Source organism: Pseudomonas sp. S5D5 (genome assembly GCF_003013355.1).
GTDB lineage: Bacteria > Pseudomonadota > Gammaproteobacteria > Pseudomonadales > Pseudomonadaceae > Aquipseudomonas > Aquipseudomonas aylmerensis.
In genome coordinates, this window is sequence record NZ_PTEO01000001.1 from 2,675,698 (window position 1) to 2,696,258 (window position 20,561).

At 63.4% G+C, this 20,561-nt stretch carries 19 protein-coding genes; 13 read left to right on the forward strand and 6 right to left on the reverse strand.

Annotation, left to right across the window (positions count from 1 at the left end; genetic code table 11):
• Positions 1–30 precede the first annotated feature (30 nt).
• Positions 31–1,275, forward strand: a complete 1,245-nt coding sequence (locus tag C9990_RS12580; RefSeq protein ID WP_106803472.1) for a zinc-dependent alcohol dehydrogenase — start codon at positions 31–33, stop codon at positions 1,273–1,275.
• A 46-nt stretch (positions 1,276–1,321) separates the two neighbouring features.
• Here the strand turns inward: C9990_RS12580 and C9990_RS12585 are convergent, their stop codons facing one another.
• On the reverse strand, positions 1,322–1,753 hold the full coding sequence (locus C9990_RS12585) for a hypothetical protein (protein WP_106803473.1): 432 nt from the start codon (positions 1,751–1,753) through the stop codon (positions 1,322–1,324).
• A 164-nt stretch (positions 1,754–1,917) separates the two neighbouring features.
• On the opposite strand from C9990_RS12585, the gene C9990_RS12590 reads away from it, so the two are divergent.
• On the forward strand, positions 1,918–2,931 hold the full coding sequence (locus C9990_RS12590) for an ABC transporter substrate-binding protein (RefSeq protein WP_106803474.1): 1,014 nt from the start codon (positions 1,918–1,920) through the stop codon (positions 2,929–2,931).
• Between the two features lie 976 nt (positions 2,932–3,907).
• Here the strand turns inward: C9990_RS12590 and C9990_RS12595 are convergent.
• Positions 3,908–4,804, reverse strand: coding sequence for a LysR substrate-binding domain-containing protein (locus tag C9990_RS12595; protein WP_106803475.1), 897 nt, complete (start codon positions 4,802–4,804; stop codon positions 3,908–3,910).
• Positions 4,805–4,976: 172 nt separating this feature from the next.
• Between C9990_RS12595 and C9990_RS12600 the strand changes: the two genes are divergently transcribed.
• From C9990_RS12600 to C9990_RS12630, 7 genes are all read left to right on the forward strand, one after another.
• Complete coding sequence (locus C9990_RS12600) at positions 4,977–5,924, forward strand: branched-chain amino acid ABC transporter permease (RefSeq protein ID WP_106803476.1); 948 nt, start codon at positions 4,977–4,979, stop codon at positions 5,922–5,924.
• Complete coding sequence (locus C9990_RS12605; protein ID WP_106803477.1) at positions 5,921–7,006, forward strand: ABC transporter ATP-binding protein; 1,086 nt, start codon at positions 5,921–5,923, stop codon at positions 7,004–7,006. The genes C9990_RS12600 and C9990_RS12605 overlap by 4 nt, the downstream gene beginning before the upstream one ends.
• Positions 7,003–7,776, forward strand: coding sequence for an ABC transporter ATP-binding protein (locus C9990_RS12610; protein ID WP_106803478.1), 774 nt, complete (start codon positions 7,003–7,005; stop codon positions 7,774–7,776). Before C9990_RS12605 ends, C9990_RS12610 begins: the two co-directional genes overlap by 4 nt.
• The gene (locus tag C9990_RS12615) at positions 7,769–8,485 is read left to right on the forward strand and encodes an ABC transporter ATP-binding protein (RefSeq protein ID WP_065907359.1); all 717 of its coding nucleotides are present in this window, start codon (positions 7,769–7,771) and stop codon (positions 8,483–8,485) included. Before C9990_RS12610 ends, C9990_RS12615 begins: the two co-directional genes overlap by 8 nt.
• 68 nt (positions 8,486–8,553) lie before the next feature.
• Positions 8,554–9,693, forward strand: coding sequence for a branched-chain amino acid ABC transporter substrate-binding protein (locus C9990_RS12620; RefSeq protein WP_106803479.1), 1,140 nt, complete (start codon positions 8,554–8,556; stop codon positions 9,691–9,693).
• Between the two features lie 222 nt (positions 9,694–9,915).
• Complete coding sequence (locus tag C9990_RS12625) at positions 9,916–10,398, forward strand: L-2-amino-thiazoline-4-carboxylic acid hydrolase (RefSeq protein WP_106803480.1); 483 nt, start codon at positions 9,916–9,918, stop codon at positions 10,396–10,398.
• Positions 10,391–11,626: a Zn-dependent hydrolase gene (locus C9990_RS12630; RefSeq protein ID WP_106803481.1), complete on the forward strand. Its 1,236-nt coding sequence runs from the start codon at positions 10,391–10,393 to the stop codon at positions 11,624–11,626. Before C9990_RS12625 ends, C9990_RS12630 begins: the two co-directional genes overlap by 8 nt.
• A gap of 1,213 nt (positions 11,627–12,839) precedes the next feature.
• Here C9990_RS12630 and C9990_RS12660 read toward each other — a convergent pair.
• Entirely contained in the window at positions 12,840–13,628 is a 789-nt protein-coding gene (locus tag C9990_RS12660) for a helix-turn-helix domain-containing protein (protein WP_065907354.1), read from the reverse strand.
• Positions 13,629–13,713: 85 nt separating this feature from the next.
• Between C9990_RS12660 and C9990_RS12665 the strand changes: the two genes are divergently transcribed.
• The 4 genes from C9990_RS12665 to aqpZ all read left to right on the forward strand — a co-directional run bounded on the left by C9990_RS12665 (position 13,714) and on the right by aqpZ (position 17,281).
• A complete protein-coding gene (locus C9990_RS12665) occupies positions 13,714–14,712 on the forward strand; it encodes a bile acid:sodium symporter family protein (RefSeq protein ID WP_065907352.1) in 999 nt (332 codons plus the stop codon).
• 86 nt (positions 14,713–14,798) lie between these two features.
• A complete protein-coding gene (locus C9990_RS12670) occupies positions 14,799–15,161 on the forward strand; it encodes a type 1 fimbrial protein (protein WP_106803484.1) in 363 nt (120 codons plus the stop codon).
• A 123-nt stretch (positions 15,162–15,284) separates the two neighbouring features.
• On the forward strand, positions 15,285–16,475 hold the full coding sequence (locus tag C9990_RS12675) for a sugar transporter (RefSeq protein WP_065907348.1): 1,191 nt from the start codon (positions 15,285–15,287) through the stop codon (positions 16,473–16,475).
• A 98-nt stretch (positions 16,476–16,573) separates the two neighbouring features.
• Complete coding sequence (aqpZ, locus tag C9990_RS12680) at positions 16,574–17,281, forward strand: aquaporin Z (protein ID WP_106803485.1); 708 nt, start codon at positions 16,574–16,576, stop codon at positions 17,279–17,281.
• 21 nt (positions 17,282–17,302) lie between these two features.
• Here aqpZ and C9990_RS12685 read toward each other — a convergent pair whose 3' ends face one another.
• The 3 genes from C9990_RS12685 to tal form a co-directional block, all read right to left on the reverse strand.
• A complete protein-coding gene (locus C9990_RS12685; RefSeq protein ID WP_106803486.1) occupies positions 17,303–18,502 on the reverse strand; it encodes an NAD(P)/FAD-dependent oxidoreductase in 1,200 nt (399 codons plus the stop codon).
• A 126-nt stretch (positions 18,503–18,628) separates the two neighbouring features.
• Positions 18,629–19,624: a GlxA family transcriptional regulator gene (locus tag C9990_RS12690; protein ID WP_106803487.1), complete on the reverse strand. Its 996-nt coding sequence runs from the start codon at positions 19,622–19,624 to the stop codon at positions 18,629–18,631.
• Positions 19,621–20,544, reverse strand: coding sequence for a transaldolase (gene tal, locus C9990_RS12695; protein WP_106803488.1), 924 nt, complete (start codon positions 20,542–20,544; stop codon positions 19,621–19,623). The genes C9990_RS12690 and tal overlap by 4 nt, the downstream gene beginning before the upstream one ends.
• Positions 20,545–20,561 lie beyond the last annotated feature (17 nt).

The following is a 20,561-nucleotide window of genomic DNA, read 5'->3' on the forward strand; positions in this document are numbered from 1 at the left end:
ATAACCCCTTCAATGGCAGGAGTGCAGAGCATGCGAGCGATGACTTTCCAGGGAGCCCACAAGGTGCAGGTGGACACGGTTCCCGATCCGATCATTGAGCAGCCGGACGACATCATTTTGCGCGTCACTGCCACGGCCATCTGTGGCTCGGACCTGCACCTGTACCGGGGCAAGATCCCGACGGTGGAGCACGGGGATATCTTCGGGCACGAGTTCATGGGCATCGTCGAGGAAACCGGGCCGGCGGTGACGGCCGTGCAGCGCGGCGACCGTGTGGTGATCCCGTTCGTGATTGCCTGTGGTGATTGCTTCTTCTGCCAGCTCCAGCAGTTCGCCGCCTGCGAAACCACCAACGACGGGCGCGGCGCGATCTTGAATAAAAAGGCGATCCCGCCGGGAGCGGCGCTGTTTGGCTATAGCCGTTTGTACGGCGGCATTCCCGGTGGCCAGGCCGAGCTGGTGCGGGTGCCCAAGGCCAATACCGGGCCGTTCAAGGTGCCTGGCACCCTTGCGGATGAGAAGGTGTTGTTCCTTTCCGACATCCTGCCCACCGCCTGGCAGGCGGTGACCAATGCCGGCATCGGCGAGGGCTCAAGCGTGGCGATCTATGGCGCCGGCCCGGTGGGACTGCTCAGCGCCGCGTGCGCACAGATGCTTGGGGCCGCGCAGATCTTCATGGTCGACGACCACCCGTATCGCCTAGCCTATGCGCAGAAAACCTATGGCGTGATCCCGATCAACTTCGAGGACGACGATGACCCTGCCGACACCATCATCCGCCAGACTGCCGGTATGCGCGGCGTCGATGGCGTGGTCGATGCGGTCGGCTTCGAGGCCAAGGGCAGCACCACCGAAACCATCCTCACCACCCTCAAGCTCGAAGGCAGCAGCGGCAAGGCCTTGCGCCAGTGCATCGCCGCCGTACGCCGGGGCGGCACGGTCAGCGTGGCCGGGGTATATGCCGGGTTTATCCATGGCTTCATGTTCGGCGACGCGTTCGATAAAGGCCTGACTTTCAAGATGGGCCAGACGCATGTGCAGCGGTTCCTGCCGGAGCTGCTGGGGCACATCGAACTGGGGCACTTGAACCCGGAGGCGATCGTCACCCATCGTCTGTCGCTGGAGCAGGCGGCGCGCGGTTATGAGCTATTCGACAAGGCCGAGGAGGATTGCCGCAAGGTGATCCTGCTGCCGGGGATCGACGAGCGGCCATTGGTCGAGCCGCTGGAAGAACTCACGCCGGAGATTCGCGTGCAGGGCGTTCCCGGGTTCTAGGCGATCCCTTGCAGGAGCCGGCAAGCCGGCTCCTGCAGGGAGTTGGTCAGGCAGCAGCTTGTGGCTGCAGGCGCAACTCGCCGTCGACATCCTTGACCAAGCCGCTGGCCAGGAACAGCGGTGCCAGGCGCTTGTGCAACTGCGGTTCGACGAATTCCTTTACCGTGTCCAGCGCCAGCGCACCACTGAGCGGCAGCTCGGCCTTGGTGTACGACAGCCAGGCTTTCTTGAGCATCTGCAACACATCACTGCCGGCCGTCGAAGCGAAGCGGCGGTGGCTCGGTTTACCGTCGAAAGCGAACGAGTGCTGGAACTCATAGCCCGTCTCGTCACCGCCACTGGCCGTGCAGCGCACGCAGGTGCAGGGGCCGTCGCCGAACGCGCTGCGCAGGTAGGCGTTGAAGTCCACCACGGGTTTGAGTGACAGGCGTTTATCCACCTCGAACAGGTCCCCGGTCATTTTTTCGTCAGTGTTCAACGTCCATTTCCTCGCAGTCTGCGGCAGTTTTACAAAGCGCGGCACAATACCAGCCGCACGCCAATTTGGGGATTATTTGCATAACAATAGATCCCAATATTCTTTTGCTGTCTTAAAAACCGCCGCTACGCTCCAGCACCTTCCCGAAAACGCGGCAGCCCCCCATGACCTTCAAGCGTTCCCCCCTGACCCTCCTGGCGGCATCCCTCTCCGCCGCCACGGCCTTGCTCAGCCCCGGTGCGCAGGCCGAAGGCACCATCAGCATCGCCCAGCAATTCGGCATCGGCTACCTGATCCTCGACGTGGTGCGCGATCAGCACCTGATCGAAAAACACGGCAAGGAGCAGGGCCTGGATATCAAGGTGGAATGGAACAGCATATCCGGTGCCACCGCCATGAATGAATCGCTGCTGGCCGGCGCCCTGGATGTGGTCTCGGCCGGTGTGCCGCCGATGCTCACGCTGTGGGACCGCACCAAGGGCAAGCAGAACGTCAAGGCCATCGCCTCCCTCGGCTCGATGCCCAATTACCTGCTGACCAACAATCCCAACGTGAAGACCCTCAAGGACTTCACCGAGAAAGACCGCATCGCCGTGCCCGCTGCCGGCGTGGGCTTCCAGTCGCGTACCCTGCAGATCGAAACCGCCAAGCAGTTCGGCGACGCCAACTACAAGAAGTTTGATGACATCTCCATCAGCCTGGCTCACCCCGACGCCACGGCGGCGTTGATTGCCGGCGGTTCGGAGATCAACTCGCACTTCTCCAGCCCGCCGTTCCAGTACCAGGAGCTGTTGAATCCCAACGTGCACAAGGTGCTCAGTTCCTACGACATCCTCGGCGGCCAGGCCACGTTCAACGTGCTGTACACCACGCAGAAATTCCACGACGAAAACCCCAAGACCTACAAGGCGTTCTATGACGCACTGGCCGAGGCCGAGAAAATCATCAAGGCCGACAAACCGGCTGCTGCCAAGGCGTACATCCGCGTAGAGCAGTCGAAGTTGCCGCTGGACCTGGTCGAGAAAATCGTCCAGGACCCGGAAATCGACTTCACCATCGTGCCGCAGCGCACCTATATCTATGCCGAGAAATTGCAGGAGCTCGGAGTGCTGAAAAACAAGGCGGCGAGCTGGAAGGACTACTTCTTCGAAGAAGCCCATGGCGGCAACGGCAGCTGACCCGCCGAGACCCTGATGTCGAACGCCGCCAAATGTGGGAGCTTTAGCGAGGCCGCGAAAGCGGTGTGTCAGGCACAGCAGGACTGCCAATGCCGCCGCCTTCGCAGCCTCGCTAAAGCTCGACATCTCCCACAGTTGGGCGGAGTGGTAGCTGAAATTTCAACCACATAGCGAAACCGGCTCCTGCTCAAATCCCAGTCACACAGCCGCCCCCCTGCGGGAGCCGTCGAGCCCCGGCGAGGCCGCGAAGGCGGTGTGTCAGGCACAGAAGGACTGCCAATGCCGTCGCCTTCGCAGCCTCGCTAAAGCTCGACATCTCCCACAGTTGACCGGTGTTGTAGCTGAAATTTCAACCACGCAGCGAAACCCGGCGCTTGCTCAAGTCCCAGCCACACAGCCGCCCCCCCTGTGGGAGCCGTCGAGCTCCAGCGAGGCCGCGAAGGCGGTGTGTCAGGCACAGAAGGGCAGTCAGTGCCGCCGCCTTCGCAGCCTCGCTAAAGCTCGACATCTCCCACAGTTGACCGGTGTTGTAGCCGAAATTTCAACCACATAGCGAACCCGGCTCCTGCTCAAATCCCAGCCACACAGCCGCCCCCCCTGTGGGAGCCGTCGAGCCCCAGCGAGGCCGCGAAGGCGGTGTGTCAGGCACAGCAGGGCTATCAGTACCGCCGCCTTCGCAGCCTCGCTAAAGCTCGACATCTCCCACAGTTGGGCGGAGTGGTAGCTGGAATCTCAGCCACATAGCGAAACCTAGTGGTCGCTGGGATCCAGCTCACCCAGCGACACTCTGCAGAAACTGCAATCAGCAAAACCCGGTGCTTGCTCAAATCCCAGCCACACAGCCGCCCCCCCCTGTGGGAGCCGTCGAGCCCCAGCGAGGCCGCGAAGGCGGTGTGTCAGGCGCAGAAGAGCTGTCAGACCCACCGCCCTCGCAGTCGCGCTGTAACTCCACCGCTCCCATCGTTCAAATCGCGCTCTACATCGCGATCAAGCTGCGCTTGATCCAGTCATACAAGTCATTCCCCTCGCTCGACAATTCGCTGTTCGCCCGTCGGCACAGGTAGTACTGGCGGCCGTCGTTGACCTGCAGGTCGAACAGCTTCACCAACTCACCACTGGCCACATGTGGCTTCACCAGCGGCTCGCGCAGCAAGGCGCAGCCGAGGCCGGTGAGGGTGGCCGTGAGGGCCAGTTGGCCATCTTCCAACAGCAACCCATTGAGCGCCGTGGCGTCAACTTCGGCGGCTTCGAACCATTGGCCCCAGGTGCCGCGTTCTTCGTCGTGCAGCAGGGGCAGTTGGCTCAGGGCCTGCGGTGTGTCGATGGGGCCGTGTTGTGCCAGGAATGCGCGACTGCAATAGGGTGTGACTGCGCCGCAAATCAATGGCTCGCTGTGATAGCCCGGCCAGTGCCCGGTGCCGAAGCGGATCGACAGGTCGGCCGCGTCGCTGGGGTAGCTGCGGTGGTTGGCGTAGGTCACGTTGATGTCCAGCGCCGGGTGGTCCTTGAGGAAGTCGGCCAGGCGCGGGATGAACAGGTTGATGCCAAACAACGGGATCAGGCTGATGGTGACCTGGCGCGTGGCGCTTTTCTCGCGCACGTGTTCGGTGGCGCTGCGCAGTACCGCGAACGCCGAGCGAATCGCACGGTAATACTCGCGGCCTTCATCGGTAAGTACCAGGTTGCGGCCCTGGCGCAAGGTCAGCGGCTGCTGCAGGAAATCTTCGAGCAAGTGCAGTTGATGGCTGATCGCCGAGGCGGACACGTCCAGCTCGCGCGCGGCGGCATTCACCCCGCCATGGCGCGCAAACGCTTCGAAGGTGCGCACGGCGCGCAGGGGAGGGTCATTGGCTAACTGTTCTAATTTATTCATGTGTTGAATTAAATACCAACTCTTTGCGTAAATAAAGAGCCATAAATGCCGTAAATATGGCGCAAATAACCTGTTATCGCTTTGGTATAACCATATGACTTTCTGATATTTGATAAAAACAGAATAGATGCTTAGTGTGCCGCCCTTGTACGCACTGAGGTTCAGGGTCCTGATGGATGGGTTTATCCAACAACTGCTCAATGGCTTGATGACGGGCAGTCTCTACGCGCTGGTGGCCCTGGGTTACACCATGGTCTACGGCATTTTGCGCATCATCAACTTTGCCCATGGCGATGTGTTGATGATCGGCGCGCTGGTGGGCCTGTCGGTGATCCGCCTGGTGCAGGCCACCTGGCCGGCATTGCCGCCGGTGCTGGTGTTGCTGTTGGCCACGCTGGTCGCGATGGCGTTCTGTGCGCTGCTGGCCGTGGTGATCGAGCGCGTGGCCTATCGCCGCCTGCGCCACGCCCCGCGCCTGGCGCCGCTGATCAGTGGGATCGGCGTGTCGCTGCTGCTGCAGACCTTCGCCATGCTGGTGTGGACGCGCAACCCGCAGATGTTCCCGCAACTGCTGCCGCTGGAGCCCATCGAAGTGTTGGCCGGCGCTTCGGCGCACCCGGCGATCACCAACGCCACCGCGCTGACCACCATCGCCATCGCGTTGTCGGTGATGGTCGCGCTGCTGGTGCTGGTCGAGCGCACCCGCTTTGGCCGGGCCATGCGCGCCGTGGCAGAGAACCCGCAAGTCGCCAGCCTGATGGGCATCAACCCCAACCGCATCATCGTGCTCACCTTCGCCATCGGCGGTGCCCTGGCGGCGCTGGCCGGGGTGATGATGGCCAGCAACTACGGCAGCGCGCATTTCTACATGGGCTTCTTGCCGGGGATCAAGGCCTTTACCGCAGCGGTGCTGGGCGGTATCGGCAACCTCAAGGGCGCGATGCTCGGTGGCCTGCTGCTGGGGCTGATCGAGGCCCTGGGCACCGGCTATCTCGGTGCCGCCACCAACGGCGTGTTCGGCAGTAATTACCAGGATGTGTTCGCCTTTATCGTGTTGATCGCGGTGCTGGTGTTCCGGCCGTCCGGGCTGCTGGGCGAACGCTTGGCGACGCGCGCATGAGCCACTCTCTGAACGTCAACAAACGCGCGACCCTCGGCCTGCTGCTATTCGCCGTGGCCCTGGTGCTGGCGCCGTGGATCGTCGGGCATGCCGGCGGCAACACCTGGGTACGCACCCTGGATTTTGCCTTGCTGTACATCATGCTCGCCCTCGGGCTGAACATCGTGGTCGGCTACGCCGGGCTGCTGGACATGGGCTTTATCGCGTTCTACGCGGTGGGCGCCTACCTTGCCGCGCTGCTGTCGTCGCCGCACCTGTTGCAGCAGTTTCCGGCGCTGGTGGCGTGGCTGCCGGCGGGGATGCACACCTCGATCTGGCTGATCCTGCCATTGGGCGCTTTGCTCGCCGCCGGCTGCGGGGTGGTGCTCGGGGCGCCGACCTTGCGCCTGCGTGGCGACTACCTGGCCATCGTCACCCTCGGCTTTGGCGAGATCATCCGCATCCTGCTGCGCAACCTCGATCGCCCGGTGAATATCACCAACGGCCCCAAAGGCATTTCGCAAGTCGATCCGGTCAGCCTGCTGGGCGTGAACCTGGGGCGCACCCAGGAGCTGTTCGGCCTGCGCCTGCCGTCGGTGTACCTCTATTACTACCTGTTTGCCGCGTTGGTGGTGCTGATCCTGTTCGCCTGCATTCGCCTGGAGCGCTCGCGCATCGGCCGCGCCTGGGTGGCGATCCGCGAAGACGAAGAAGCGGCGCAGGCCATGGGCGTGAACACCGTGCGCCTGAAGCTGCTGGCGTTCGCGATTGGCGCCGCGTTCGGCGGCGTGAGCGGCGCGCTGTTCGCAGCGTTCCAGGGTTTTGTCTCGCCGGAATCGTTCACCCTCAATGAGTCCATCGCGGTGCTGGCGATGGTGGTGCTTGGCGGCATGGGCCATATCCCCGGGGTGATGCTCGGCTGCGTGCTGCTGGCTGCGCTGCCCGAAGCCCTGCGCGCGAGCATGGGCCCGCTGCAGCAGGCGCTGTTCGGCCAGGTGCTGGTCGACCCGGAAATCATCCGTCAGTTGTTCTACGGCCTGGCGCTGATCCTGGCGATGCTCTACCGACCTGCCGGGCTATGGCCCAAAGGAGTGGCACGATGAACGCACCGTTGTTGCAGATTGACCACGTCAACAAGCACTTCGGCGGCGTCGCGGCGCTGACCGACGTGAGCCTGAGCATCCAGTCCGGCGAAATCTACGGGCTGATCGGCCCCAATGGCGCCGGCAAGACCACCTTCTTCAATGTCATGACCGGCCTCTACACCCCGGATTCCGGGCGCTTCCAGCTGGACGGGCGCGAGTACCGGCCGACCAGCGTGCACCAGGTGGCCGAAGCCGGCATCGCGCGCACGTTCCAGAATATCCGCCTGTTCAATGCCATGAGTGCGCTGGAAAACGTCATGGTCGGGCGCCATGTGCGCACCCGCAACGGCCTGTGGGCCGCCTTGAGCCGCCATCGCCGCGCCCGTGATGAAGAGGCGCAAACCCGCGCGCATGCCCATCGTTTGCTCGCCTATGTGGGCCTGGCCGGCTTTGCCAACTACCGCGCCGACAGCCTGAGCTACGGCCACCAGCGCCGCCTGGAAATCGCCCGCGCGCTGGCCACCGAACCGCGCCTGCTGGCGCTGGACGAACCGGCGGCGGGCATGAACGCCAGTGAGAAAGTGCAACTGCGCGGCCTGCTGGAAAAAATCCGCGACGACGGCCACACGCTGTTGTTGATCGAGCACGACGTCAAGCTGGTGATGGGCGTGTGCGACCGCATCAGTGTGCTCGATTACGGCCAGGTCATTGCCGTCGGGCCACCGGCCGAGGTGCGTCAGCACCCGGCGGTGATCCAGGCCTATTTGGGAGCCAGTGCACATGTCTGAAGCCCTGTTGCACGTCGACGGTTTGCAGGTGCGCTACGGCGCGATCGAGGCGGTCAAGTCCCTGGACCTGCAGATCGCCGAAGGCGAACGCGTGACGCTGATCGGTGCCAATGGCGCCGGCAAGACCTCCAGCCTCAAGGCGTTGACCGGCCTGCTGCCGGCCGCCAAGGGCACGATCCGGTTTGCCGGGCGCTCGATTCGAGGCCAGGCACCGGACCAACTGCTGCGCCAGGGCATCGCCATGGTGCCGGAAGGGCGCGGGATTTTTGCGCGGATGAGTGTGCTGGAAAACCTGCAGGCCGGCGCTTTTGTGCGCCGCGACCACGCGCAGGTGCAGCGTGAAATGCGCCAATTGTTCGAACACTTCCCGCGCCTCGAAGAGCGCCTGCAGCAGTCTGCCGGGCTGCTGTCAGGCGGTGAGCAACAGATGCTCGCCCTGGCCCGTGCGCTGCTGTCGCGCCCGCGCCTGTTGATCCTCGATGAGCCGTCCATGGGCCTGGCGCCGATCATGGTCGAGAAGATCTTCCAGGTGATCGACGACGTCTGCCGCCAGGGCATGACGTTGTTGCTGGTGGAGCAGAACGCTCGGCTGGCGCTGCAGGTCACCGACCGCGCCTACGTGATGGACACCGGGCGCATCAGCCTTGTCGGTCCGTCCGCCGCATTGCTTGAACACCCCGAGGTGCGCAGCGCCTACCTCGGTGAATAGAACCCAACCATGACGCTACCGGACGCCCGGCGTGTTTCGACCCGCCCGAAAAGACACAGGAACGACTGATGAAGACTTTGAAGCAAACCGTATTGATAGGCCTGGCCCTGAGCAGCCTGGCAAGCGCCGTGGCCCAGGCCGACCAGACCGTGTTGATTGGCTTGGCGGGCCCGCTGACCGGCCCGTCCGCGCGGATCGGCAAAGACCTGGAAAATGGCGCGCAACTGGCCATCGACCGGGCCAACGCCCAGCACCCGAAGATCAACGGTGAAGCGGTGACTTTCAAGCTGGTGTCCGAAGACGACCAGTCTGACCCGCGCACGGCCGTGACCGTCGCCCAGCGCCTGGTGGATGAGGGCGTGGTCGGCGTGGTCGGTCACTGGAATACCGGCACCAGCATTCCGGCGGCGCGGGTGTACCACGACGCCGGCATCGCCCAGGTCGCGCCGGTGGCCACGGGGCATGCCTACACGCAGCAGGGTTTCGACACCAGTTTCCGCATCATGGGCCATGACGACGATGGCGGTCAGGTAGCCGGCGCCTATGCCTTGAATACGCTCAAGGCGCAGCGCATTGCCGTGATCGACGACCGCACCGCCTTCGGCCAGGGCCTGGCAGACCAGTTCGTCAAATCCGTCCAGGCCGGGGGCGCCAAGGTGGTTGCCCGAGAATATGTCGACGACAAGACCATCGACTTCAGCGCGGTGCTTACCAATATCCGCAGCCAGAACCCCGACCTGATCTTCTTCGGCGGCGTTGACGCCCAGGCCGCGCCGCTGGCCCGACGCATCAAGCAGTTAGGCATCAAGGCGCCGTTGATGGGTGCCGGCGGGTTTGTCAGCCAGACCTTCCTGCAACTGGCGCAGAACGAAGGCGAGGGCGTGATAGCCCTGGAGCCGGGCCTGGCGGTTGCACAGATGCCGGGTGGCAAGGCGTTCGAACAGGCCTATAAAGAACGCTACAAAACCAATATCGAACTGCACGCGCCGTTTGCCTACGACGGCGTCGGCGTGCTGGTGGCGGCGATTGAAAAGGCCGATTCGGTGGATCCGCAGAAGTACCTGCCGGTGCTGCGCGCCATCAGTTACCCGGGCGTGACCGGCACCATTGCCTTCGATGCCGAGGGTAACTTGAAGAAACCGTCGTTCACCGTTTACCAGGTCAAGGCCAATCAATGGCAGCCGGTAAGTGTGGCAGGCGGTCAATAACCGCCGACGTCTGGCCGGCGAACTGCTGGTGTGGTGAGTGGGCTTGTCCCGCGTTGGGTGGCGAAGCCGCCACAAAATCAGCTGCCGAGGTGTATCTAAGACAGCGCGGCGTGCTTATTGGGGCTGCTTTGCAGCCCAACGCGGGGCAAGCCCGCTCGCCACAGAAAAGCCTCTCAGTGTGGGGGCAATCAATAGGTTTTGTGGAGCTGACGGAGGCACACAATGAGCAATCTGGAAGGTGAACTGGGCATTCTTGCCCGGCGGCGGATCGAAGCCGAAATCATCAAGCCGATCTACGAGATCCTGGTGCGCGAGCAGGGCAAGGCCTTTGCCGCCGCCGTGATCGGCGAGGCCGTGGGCAACGCGGCGATTCAGGCCGGCAAGCATTTTGCCGCGCTGGAAGAGCAGGGCGCCGACCTCAAGAGTTTTGTCGAACTGCAAGTGTTGTGGGAAAAGGATGATGCGCTCAAGGTCGAGATCATCGCCAGCGATGCCGAGCACTATGACTACGACGTCAAGCGCTGCCGCTACGCCGAGATGTACCACGAGATGGGCCTGGGCGAGATTGGCCACTTGCTGTCGTGCAACCGCGACGAGTTGTTTATCGTCGGCTACAACCCGGACATCGAACTGACCCGCACCCAGACCATCATGGGCGGTGCGCACCACTGTGATTTCCGCTATCGGGCCAAACCCCATGAGTAACCTGGCGCGGGTCAATGGCGAACGCCTGTGGGCATCGCTGATGGAAATGGCGCAGATCGGCGCCACCGAAAAGGGCGGCGTCTCGCGCCTGGCGCTGACCGACGAAGACCGTCGTGGCCGCGACCTCTTCGTGCAGTGGTGCGAAGCCGCCGGCTGCACGGTGCGAGTCGACGCCATGGGCAATATCTTTGCGCGCCGCGCCGGCAAACATGACGACCTGGCGCCGGTGCTGACCGGCTCGCATGGCGACTCGCAACCCTTCGGCGGCAAGTACGACGGCATCTACGGCGTGCTCGCCGGTGTGGAAGTGCTGCGGACCCTGAATGACCTGGGCATCGAAACCGAGCGCCCCATCGAGGTGGTCAACTGGACCAACGAAGAAGGCTCGCGCTTCGCTCCGGCGATGATTTCTTCCGGGGTCTACGCCGGTGTGTTCGACCTGGAATACGGGCTGTCCCGCGCGGACAAGGCCGGTGTGACCATTGGCGAGGCCTTGCAGCAGATCGGCTATGCCGGGCCTCATCCGGTCGGCGGCCAGGCCGTGCATGCCGCGTTCGAACTGCATATCGAACAAGGCCCGATTCTCGAAGCCCAAGGCATCACCATCGGCGTCGTCACCGGCGCCCAGGGCCAGCGCTGGTATGAAGTCGAATTGAGCGGGCGCAGCGCCCACGCCGGCACCACGCCGATGGACCATCGCCTGGATGCGCTGCTCGGTTTTGCCCGGGTGGTCGAGGCCGTCAATGGCCTGGGCCTGGAGCAGGGCGCCGAAGGACGGGCGACGGTGGGCATGGCGAACATCTTCCCCAACTCGCGCAACGTGGTGCCGGGGCGGGTGTTTTTCAGCGTGGAGTTTCGCCACCCGGACGAAGCGGTGCTGGCGCGCCAGGACCAGCAATTGCGCGACGCCGTGGCACGCATCGCCGCGGAGATTGGCTTGCAGCACAGCGTGAAGCAGATTTTCCAATACGCGCCGATTGCCTTTGACGCTGACTGTGTCGAGGTGGTCCGGGCCTGCGCGGAAAAGCTCGGCTACAGCCAGCGGCCGATGATCTCCGGCGCCGGGCATGACGCCTGCTACGTGAACCAGGTAGCGCCGACCGCGATGATCTTCGTGCCCTGCGTGGACGGGCTCAGCCACAACGAGGCGGAAGAAATTTCCCCCGAATGGTCGACGGCGGGGGCGGACGTGTTGCTCCAGGCGATCCTGGCCAAGGCCTCTGCCTAGCAGACCATTCAATGTCAAAATGTGGGAGCGGGCTTGCTCGCGAATACGCTGGATCAGCCACTGCATAGGTCGACTGACACACCGCTTTCGCGAGCAAGCCCGCTCCCACATTTGGATTTCCTTCACCTCATGGTCAGCGAAAGAACTCACCGGGCGTCGCATCAAACTGCTGTCGAAACGCATTGATGAATGCCGAGGTGGACTCGTATGCCTGGCAGGTACATGCAATGTAAAAATGTGGGAGCGGGCTTGCCCGCGAATACGCTGGATCAGCCACTGCAGAGGTCGACTGACACACCGCTTTCGCGGGCAAGCCCGCTCCCACATTTGGATCTCCTTCACCTCATGGTCAGCGAAAGAACTCACCGGGCGTCGCATCAAACTGCTGGCGAAACGCATTGATGAATGCCGAGGTGGACTCGTATGCCTGGCAGACACATGCAATGTCAAAATGTGGGAGCGGGCTTGCCCGCGAATACGCTGGATCAGCCACTGCAGAGGTCGACTGACACACCGCTTTCGCGGGCAAGCCCGCTCCCACACTTGGATCTCCTTCATCTTATAGTCAGCGAAAGAACTCACCGGGCGTCGCATCAAACTGCTGTCGAAACGCATTGATGAATGCCGAGGTGGACTCGTATGCCTGGCAGATACATGCAATGTCAAAATGTGGGAGCGGGCTTGCCCGCGAATACGCTGGATCAGCCACTGCAGAGGTCGACTGACACACCGCTTTCGCGGGCAAGCCCGCTCCTACACTTGGATCTCCTTCACCACATAGTCAGCGAAAGAACTCACCGGGCGTCGCATCAAACTGCTGGCGAAACGCATTGATGAATGCCGAGGTGGACTGGTATGCCTGGCAGATACATGCAATGTCAAAATGTGGGAGCGGGCTTGCCCGCGAATACGCTGGATCAGCCACTGCAGAGGTCGACTGACACACCGCTTTCGCGGGCAAGCCCGCTCCCACATTTGGATCTCCTTCACCTCATGGTCAGCGAAAGAACTCACCGGGCGTCGCGTCAAACTGCTGGCGAAATGCATTGATGAATGCCGAGGTGGACTGGTATGCCTGGCAGATACACGCAATGTCAAAATGTGGGAGCGGGCTTGCCCGCGAATACGCTGGATCAGCCACTGCAGAGGTCGACTGACACACCGCTTTCGCGGGCAAGCCCGCTCTCACATTTGGAGCTCCTTCACCTCATGGTCAGCGAAAGAACTCACCGGGCGTCGCATCAAACTGCTGTCGAAACGCGTTGATGAATGCCGAGGTGGATTCGTAGCCACAGCCCAGCGCCACATCCGTCACCCGCTCGCCTTGCTCCAGGGCGGGCAGGGCGGTCAATAGCCTCAGGCGCTGGCGCCAGGCCCGGAACGTCAGGCCGGTGTCCCTCAAGAACAAACGGCTGAGGGTTTTCTCGCTGACCCCCAGCTTCTGGCTCCACTGCCCCAGGGTAGTCTGCTGTTCCGGGTGCAGGTTGAGGCTGCGGTAGATCTGGCGCAGGCGCGGGTCGTGGGGCAACGGCAGCATCAGGTCGACCTGCGGCGCTGCCGCCAGTTGGTCGAGCACCACCTGGGCCAGCCGACCGTCCGGGCCATCCTCGGCGTACTCCACTGGCAGTTCACTGAAGCTGCGGATCAACTCACGCAACAGGTTGCTCACCTCCAGCACCTGGCAACGCTCGGCTGCCCAGGTGGTGACGCTGCAATCGAGGTACAAACTGCGCATCTCCGTGTGCGGCGAGCTGAATACCCGGTGCGGCATGCCCGCTGGGATCCACACCGCGCGTTGCGGCGGGGCGACGAAGCGGCCGACGCTGGTCTGGATCTCCAGCACCCCGGAGATCGCGTAGGACAATTGCACCCACGGGTGGCTGTGCCGGCGCGTCAGTGCGCGGTTGGGCAGCGATTCGGTACGGCCATACACCGGCCGTGGCAGGCTGGAAAGCCCGGGCACGCTGCGGCGCACGGTGTTGGCATGTCCTTTAGGCGGCATTTACTGGCTCATTGGCGTTAGTCGGTAACAGGTCGTTACGTTAGAGTCGCGATGACGCTCTTGGCAACCCCCGGAAGATCCGCTTATGACTCGCCCTCGTTTTCTGCCCGACAACTTCACCCTGACGCTGATCGCCACGGTGATCCTCGCCTCCCTGCTGCCCGCCAGCGGCCAGACTGCCGTGGCCTTCGGCTGGGTCACCAACCTGGCCATCGCGCTGCTGTTCTTCCTGCATGGCGCCAAGCTGTCGCGCCAGGCCATCGTGGCCGGTGCGGGGCACTGGCGCCTGCACTTGCTGGTGTTCAGCCTGACCTTCGTACTGTTTCCGCTGCTGGGCCTGGCGCTCAAGCCGCTGCTCTCGCCGCTGATCGGCAAAGACCTGTACATGGGCATGCTCTACCTTTGCGCCTTGCCGGCCACGGTGCAATCGGCGATTGCCTTCACCTCGCTGGCGCGCGGCAATATCCCTGCGGCGATCTGCAGCGCGGCGGCCTCCAGCCTGTTCGGCATCTTCCTCACGCCGTTGCTGGTGACCTTGCTGCTCAACGTGCATGGCGACGGCGGCTCCACGGTCGATGCGATCCTCAAAATCAGCGTGCAATTGCTGCTGCCGTTTGTCGCCGGGCAGATCGCCCGCCGCTGGATCGGCGCGTGGGTGGGCCGCAATAAATCCTGGCTGAAGTTCGTCGACCAGGGCTCGATCCTGCTGGTGGTGTACGGCGCGTTCAGCGAAGCGGTCAACGAAGGCATCTGGCACCAGATCCCGCTGTGGGAACTGGGTGGCCTGGTTGTCGCCTGCTGCGTGTTGCTCGGCCTGGTGCTGGTGGCGTCGACGCTGTTGGGCAAGGCCTTTGGTTTCAACCAGGAAGACCGCATCACCATCCTGTTCTGTGGCTCGAAGAAGAGCCTGGCGACCGGCGTACCGATGGCCCAGGTGCTGTTCGCCGGGGCGACCATGGGGGTGCTGATCCTGCCGCTGATGCTGTTTCACCAGATCCAGTTGATGGTCTGCGCGGCGCTGGCCCAGCGCTATGCCAAGCGCCCGGAAAGCATTCCCGAGATGATGGGACAGGTGGATCCTTGATCTAGCGCAAACCTTTGGACGCGGCGCCTCAAGTTAACGCTCGGGCAGACGACTTAGTGGGTAAGAGCCCAATAAGGAGTGTCGACATGAGCGTCAAGCGTCTTTCGGTAATGGCAGGCCTCCTGGGTATCTGGGCGAGTACGTGCGGCGCCGCGCAGATCGTGGGGCAGGGCAGCATTGAGTTCCACGGCAGTATCGTCGAAGGCGGGTGTGCGACAAATACGCACAGTGGCGCGGTGATGGAATTGCACGAGTGTGCCGTCGCCAGCCGCGGCAGCCACTTCGATGTACGCGGTGTGGCGCCGGTGGCCAGTGTCGACGCGGCCCACGTGCTGCTGGTCGCGGACAGTGGCAACGGGCGGTATTACGACCAGCGCTATGTGCTCGTCGATGGCGCCGGCAAGCCGATCCGGTCGGGGAACTACGTGGTGACCATGACCTTACCGTGACCCCGCTGAGGGTATTTTGAGGGGGATGGGCGTCAACAGCCGGCCGAGAAACCTATAGAATGCTCCGCGGCGGCGCTTGTCCTGGGTGGCCGCTTGATCATCGCCAGAGTACCTCGCCCTTCAATGAGCATTTCAGCCGCAACCCCCCAAGCCAACTGGCAACCGGTCATCGCCCTGGCGCTGGCCGCGTTTGTGTTCAACACCACCGAATTCGTGCCCGTGGGGCTGCTCAGCGCCATTGGCGCCAGCTTCGACATGCCCATCGCCAGTGTCGGCCTGATGCTCACCATCTATGCGTGGATCGTGTCGCTGACCTCGCTGCCGGTGATGCTGCTGACCCGCAACGTCGAGCGGCGCAAGTTGCTGATCGTGCTGTTCGGCATGTTCATCGCCAGCCATATTCTTTCCAGCGTGGCCACCAGCTTCGGCATCCTGATGCTCAGCCGGGTCGGCATCGCCTTGTCCCATGCGCTGTTCTGGTCGATCACCGCGTCCCTGGCCGTGCGCCTGGCGCCGGAAGGCAAGCAGGTGCAGGCGCTGGGCTTGCTCGCCACCGGCACCTCGCTGGCGATGGTACTGGGCATTCCGCTGGGCCGCCTGCTCGGCGAAGCCATGGGCTGGCGCACGACCTTCCTGGTCATCGGCGCCTTCGCTGCTGCCCTGGTGTTCTGGCTGGCGCGCACCTTGCCGCCGTTGCCGAGCCAGAACTCCGGCTCCCTGCGCAGCCTGCCGCTGCTGTTCAAGCGTCCGGCGCTGGTGGCGCTGTACGTGCTCACGGCCATGACCGTCACCGCGCAATTCACCGCCTACAGCTATATCGAACCCTTCGTCGAAGGTGTAGCCGGCATGAGCGGCAGCGCGGTCACCCTGATCCTGCTGGTGTTCGGCGGCGCGGGCATCATTGGTTCGCTGCTGTTCAGCCTGGTGCACCGCTTCAACCCTCACGTGTTCGTGGTCGGCGCGGTGTTCCTGCTGGCGGCGTGCCTGTCGCTGCTGCTGCCGTTGAGCGGCGCCGAATCCTACCTGGTGATCCTCAGCGTGTTCTGGGGCATGGCGATCATGGGCTTCGGCCTGGCCATGCAATCCAAGGTGCTGGTCCTTGCGCCGGACGCCACCGACGTGGCGATGGCGATGTTCTCCGGCATCTACAACATTGGTATCGGCGGCGGTGCGCTGATGGGCAGCTGGGTCGGCAGCCACTTCGGCTTTGCCTGGATCGGCGCGGCGGGCGGTTTGCTGGCGGCGGTGGCGTTGATCGGTTATTGCCTGGCGATTCGTCGGTTCGGCACGGGTGTGCCCGCAACCCCGCGGTAAAACGCTAAAACCAGACAAGTCTTACAGGGCGCCATGATGCCCATTGCTACCGTCGCCCAGGACCGCCCACGTCCTGTGGTGACGGCACCTGAACAGCAATGGAGTCACTTGTGCAAAGACGTTTGACCGCAGAATTCCTCGGAACCTTCTGGCTGACTTTCGGCGGATGTGGCAGCGCCATTCTGGCGGCTGCGTTCCCTGGGTTGGGGATTGGCTTCGCCGGCGTGTCACTGGCGTTCGGCCTGACCGTGTTGACGATGGCCTACGCGGTGGGCGGTATCTCCGGTGGGCATTTCAACCCGGCGGTGACCCTCGGCCTCTGGGCAGGGCGCCGTCTGTGCGGGGGGAAAGTGCTGCCCTATATCGCGGCGCAAGTGGTTGGGGCCATTGCGGCTGCAGCAGCGCTGTATGTGATCGCCAACGGCCAACCCGGTTTCGAGATGGGCGGCTTTGCTGCCAACGGCTACGGCGAGCTGAGCCCGGGCCTGTTCGACATGAAGGCTGCACTGCTGGCCGAAGTGATCGCTACGTTCTTCTTTGTGCTGATCATCATGCGCGTGACCGCGCCGGGCGCGCCCGCAGGCTTTGCGCCGATTGCCATCGGCCTGGCGCTGACCCTGATTCACCTGGTCCTGATCCCGGTGACCAACACCTCGGTCAACCCCGCGCGCAGCACCGGCCCGGCGTTGTTCGCCGGCGGTGAGTACATTGCGCAGTTGTGGTTGTTCTGGCTGGCGCCGATGGTCGGCGGGGTATTGGGGGCATTGGCAGCTCGTGGCCTGACGGTAAATACACCCCAGAGTTGATAGCTGCCGCCCCAGGCGCGGTCAGGCCACCGGGATCAGCGGGTCAGCCGCCGCCAGCGCGGTGGCCCGATCAGCAGCGGGTGGGTAGATCCACACGGTGTTGATCTGCTGTTTAAGCTCCTTGGCTTCCTGGCCCACCAGTTTGAGCTGACGATCCCAGCCCTCTGTGTACACCGCGCCCCAGGCACCGAGGTCGAGGCAGGTGACGTATTTGGGCTGGCTGTAGGTCATCGGGGCCACACCGATCAGGTCGGCGGCGACGTTGTTGCCGGCGTAGCGGCCCAGGGCAATGGCGTGCTGGCAGGACATGCTGGCGAAGTGACCCAGGTCATCGGTGGCGGCGTAGGCCACATCACCGGCGGCAAAGACATCGGCCAGGCCCTTGACCTTGAGGTTGCCGTCCACATGCAGGCGGCCCTGGGGATCAAGGGTGCCGCTGACCTGTTCGGTCAGCGGGTTGGCGCGAAAGCCGATGGTCCAGATCACGGTACTGGACTCAATGCGTTCCCCATCGGCCAGGGTCACGCCGCCGGCATCCACCGCGGCCACTGAGGTATTCAATCTCCATTCCAGGCCCAGGTGTTCGCTGGCTTCGACGATGGACGGACGAATACCATCGCCCATGGAAGCCGCAATCTGCGGGCCGCGGTCCACCACGATCACACGAATATTGGCGTTGTCACCCAGTGCTTCGCGCAGGCGTGCCGGCATTTCGGTCGCGGTCTCGATCCCGGTAAACCCGCCGCCGGCCACCACCACAGTGTTACGTGCCGGGCTATCGGGCAGCTTGTTCAACCCCTTGATGTGCGCTTCGAGGCGCGTGGCATCTTCGATCTGGTCCACATCGAACACGTGCTGGATGCCTTCCATCTGTGGCCGATTCAGACGGCTGCCAGCGGCTAGAACCAGGCGATCGTACCTGAGGGTGGTGGCTATGCCAGCCGCATTGCGGTAGGTCACCTGCTTGCCATTTTCATCGATGCGGTCGGCGGCGCCCTCGATGAAGTCCACGCCGACCGCCGCAAACAACGGCCCCAGCGGTGCTTGCATGGCATGCACATCGGCTTCGTAGAAACGTGGACGAATACGTAGCGCCGGCTGTGGGGCCAGCACGCTGATCTGCACGTCATGGCGGTCATGTTTATCCAGCAGGCGTGCGGCGCTCAAGGCGCTCCAGACACCGCCGAAGCCGGCGCCGATGATAAGGATGTGCTGCTTCATGGGGATGCTCCAGGGACCAGGTCGATACGATTGCTCAAGGTGCAATGCGTTACCGGCCTACTTTAAGAGCGGCGTTGTTTGTCGGGTAGGACACAAAACCCTGAATTACTGCCAACCGGCCTGCTGTCAGCGGGAAAAGCGCGCGCGGTAGTCGCGAGGGGAAATCGACAGGTGGCGATGGAAGGTGTAGCGCATCCGTTCTTCATCGCCAAAGCCACACAGGTGCGCGACTTGGTCGATGTTGCGCTGGGAGTCTTCCAACAGGCGTCGTGCCGCCTCCACGCGAAACAACTCGATGGCCTTGGCCGGGGTGCGCCCGGTTTTTTGCTTGTAGACCCGGGCGAAATTGCGCGGGCTCATGCGGCTTTGTTCTGCCAGGCGCTCCACCGTAAGCTCGCTGTCGCTGAGGTTATCGGCGATCCACAGGTGCAAGGCGTCGAAACCCGCAGTGTCATCGGTCTGCGCTTGCAGCAGTTGGCTGAACTGGGCCTGGCCACCGGGCCTTTTGAGAAACACCACCAGCTCCCGCGCCACTTGCAGGGCGACGTGACGCCCGCAATCGGCCTCGACCAACGCCAGCGCGAGGTCGATACCGGCACTCACGCCTGCCGACGTCCACACATTGCCTTGCTGGACAAAGATCGCATCCATGTCCACTTCGATGCTCGGGAACCCGCGCTTGAGCATGTCGCACATCGCCCAGTGCGTGGCAGCGCGCCGGCCTTGGAGCAAGCCGGCCTGGGCCAGCAGGAACGTGCCGCTGCACACCGAAGCCGTGCGCCGGGCCTGGGTAGATGCATGACGCAGCCAGTCCACCAGGTCGGTGTTGGCGGCCATCGCCTGTTGAATGGCGGGGGCGCCGGGTACGATCAAGGTGTCGAGGGTGGCGGGGTCAAATTGCGCCAGTGGCAGGGTATCGACGCTCAAGCCTTCGGCTGTTGGCATCAAGCCACCCGCCAGGCTGGCGGTGTGCATCACATAGCCCGGCAGGCCACGCTCGACCATGGCCTTGGTGGCCGCCCAGAACACGGTCTGGGCGCCGGTCAGGTCGAGCAGGCCCATTTGCGGGTAGGCCAGGAACACCAAGGTGCGCGACTGGCCGAGCGGCTGGACGGGGGTCATAGCGCCGACAACACCGCCTCCAGTTTTTCCTGGTCCCGCGCAAACTGGCGAATGCCTTCTGCGAGTTTCTCAGTGGCCATCGCGTCTTCGTTCGAGGCCCAGCGGAACTGTGCCTCGGTCAACTGCAGGCGCGCTTCGCCGTCGGCGCCCGGGGTGAGTTTGCGTGCCAGCGGGCCCTGGTCTTCATCAAGCTTTTGCAGCAGTTCCGGGCTGATGGTCAGGCGGTCGCAACCGGCCAGTTGTTCGATCTGGCTGAGGGTGCGGAAGCTGGCGCCCATCACCACGGTCTTGATGCCGTTGGCCTTGTAGTAGTTGTAGATGCGCGTGACCGACTGCACGCCGGGGTCTTCGGCACCGGTGTAGTCCAGCCCGGTGTTCTTGCGGTACCAGTCGTAGATGCGGCCCACAAACGGCGAGATCAGAAACACGCCGGCGTCGGCACAGGCAGCCGCCTGGGCGAAGGAGAACAGCAGCGTCAGGTTGGTCTGGATACCGGCCTTTTCCAGGCGCTCGGCAGTGCGGATGCCTTCCCAGGTCGAGGCCAGCTTGATCAGCACGCGATCGCGACCGATGCCGGCCTGGTCGTAGAGGGCGATCAACTGGTTGGCCTTGGCCCACAGCGCGTCTTCGTCGAATGACAGGCGCGCGTCGACCTCAGTGGAGATGCGCCCCGGAATTACCTTGAGAATCCCTGCACCCACCGACACCGCGAAGTGGTCGCCGGCCAGGCCCACATCCCCTTTGGCATGGCTCACGGCGCGGCGCAGCAGGTCGGCGTATTCCGGGATGGCGGCGGCCTTGAGCAGCAGCGAAGGGTTGGTGGTGGCGTCCACCGGGCGCAGGCGGCTGATGGCTTCCAGGTCCCCGGTGTCGCAGACCACGGTGGTGAATTGCTTGAGTTGTTCGAGCTTGGACGTCATGAGCGGCAGTCTCCAAA

Bases quoted from the DNA above. Each gene is read 5' to 3' on its own strand.
- C9990_RS12580 (WP_106803472.1), top strand. From the start codon at position 31: ATGCGAGCGATGACTTTCCAGGGAGCCCACAAGGTGCAGGTGGACACG.
- C9990_RS12590 (WP_106803474.1), top strand. From the start codon at position 1,918: ATGACCTTCAAGCGTTCCCCCCTGACCCTCCTGGCGGCATCCCTCTCC.
- C9990_RS12595 (WP_106803475.1), bottom strand. From the start codon at position 4,804: ATGAATAAATTAGAACAGTTAGCCAATGACCCTCCCCTGCGCGCCGTG.
- C9990_RS12600 (WP_106803476.1), top strand. From the start codon at position 4,977: ATGGATGGGTTTATCCAACAACTGCTCAATGGCTTGATGACGGGCAGT.
- C9990_RS12605 (WP_106803477.1), top strand. From the start codon at position 5,921: ATGAGCCACTCTCTGAACGTCAACAAACGCGCGACCCTCGGCCTGCTG.
- C9990_RS12610 (WP_106803478.1), top strand. From the start codon at position 7,003: ATGAACGCACCGTTGTTGCAGATTGACCACGTCAACAAGCACTTCGGC.
- C9990_RS12615 (WP_065907359.1), top strand. From the start codon at position 7,769: ATGTCTGAAGCCCTGTTGCACGTCGACGGTTTGCAGGTGCGCTACGGC.
- C9990_RS12620 (WP_106803479.1), top strand. From the start codon at position 8,554: ATGAAGACTTTGAAGCAAACCGTATTGATAGGCCTGGCCCTGAGCAGC.
- C9990_RS12625 (WP_106803480.1), top strand. From the start codon at position 9,916: ATGAGCAATCTGGAAGGTGAACTGGGCATTCTTGCCCGGCGGCGGATC.
- C9990_RS12630 (WP_106803481.1), top strand. From the start codon at position 10,391: ATGAGTAACCTGGCGCGGGTCAATGGCGAACGCCTGTGGGCATCGCTG.
- C9990_RS12660 (WP_065907354.1), bottom strand. From the start codon at position 13,628: ATGCCGCCTAAAGGACATGCCAACACCGTGCGCCGCAGCGTGCCCGGG.
- C9990_RS12665 (WP_065907352.1), top strand. From the start codon at position 13,714: ATGACTCGCCCTCGTTTTCTGCCCGACAACTTCACCCTGACGCTGATC.
- C9990_RS12670 (WP_106803484.1), top strand. From the start codon at position 14,799: ATGAGCGTCAAGCGTCTTTCGGTAATGGCAGGCCTCCTGGGTATCTGG.
- C9990_RS12675 (WP_065907348.1), top strand. From the start codon at position 15,285: ATGAGCATTTCAGCCGCAACCCCCCAAGCCAACTGGCAACCGGTCATC.
- aqpZ (WP_106803485.1), top strand. From the start codon at position 16,574: ATGGAGTCACTTGTGCAAAGACGTTTGACCGCAGAATTCCTCGGAACC.
- C9990_RS12685 (WP_106803486.1), bottom strand. From the start codon at position 18,502: ATGAAGCAGCACATCCTTATCATCGGCGCCGGCTTCGGCGGTGTCTGG.
- C9990_RS12690 (WP_106803487.1), bottom strand. From the start codon at position 19,624: ATGACCCCCGTCCAGCCGCTCGGCCAGTCGCGCACCTTGGTGTTCCTG.
- tal (WP_106803488.1), bottom strand. From the start codon at position 20,544: ATGACGTCCAAGCTCGAACAACTCAAGCAATTCACCACCGTGGTCTGC.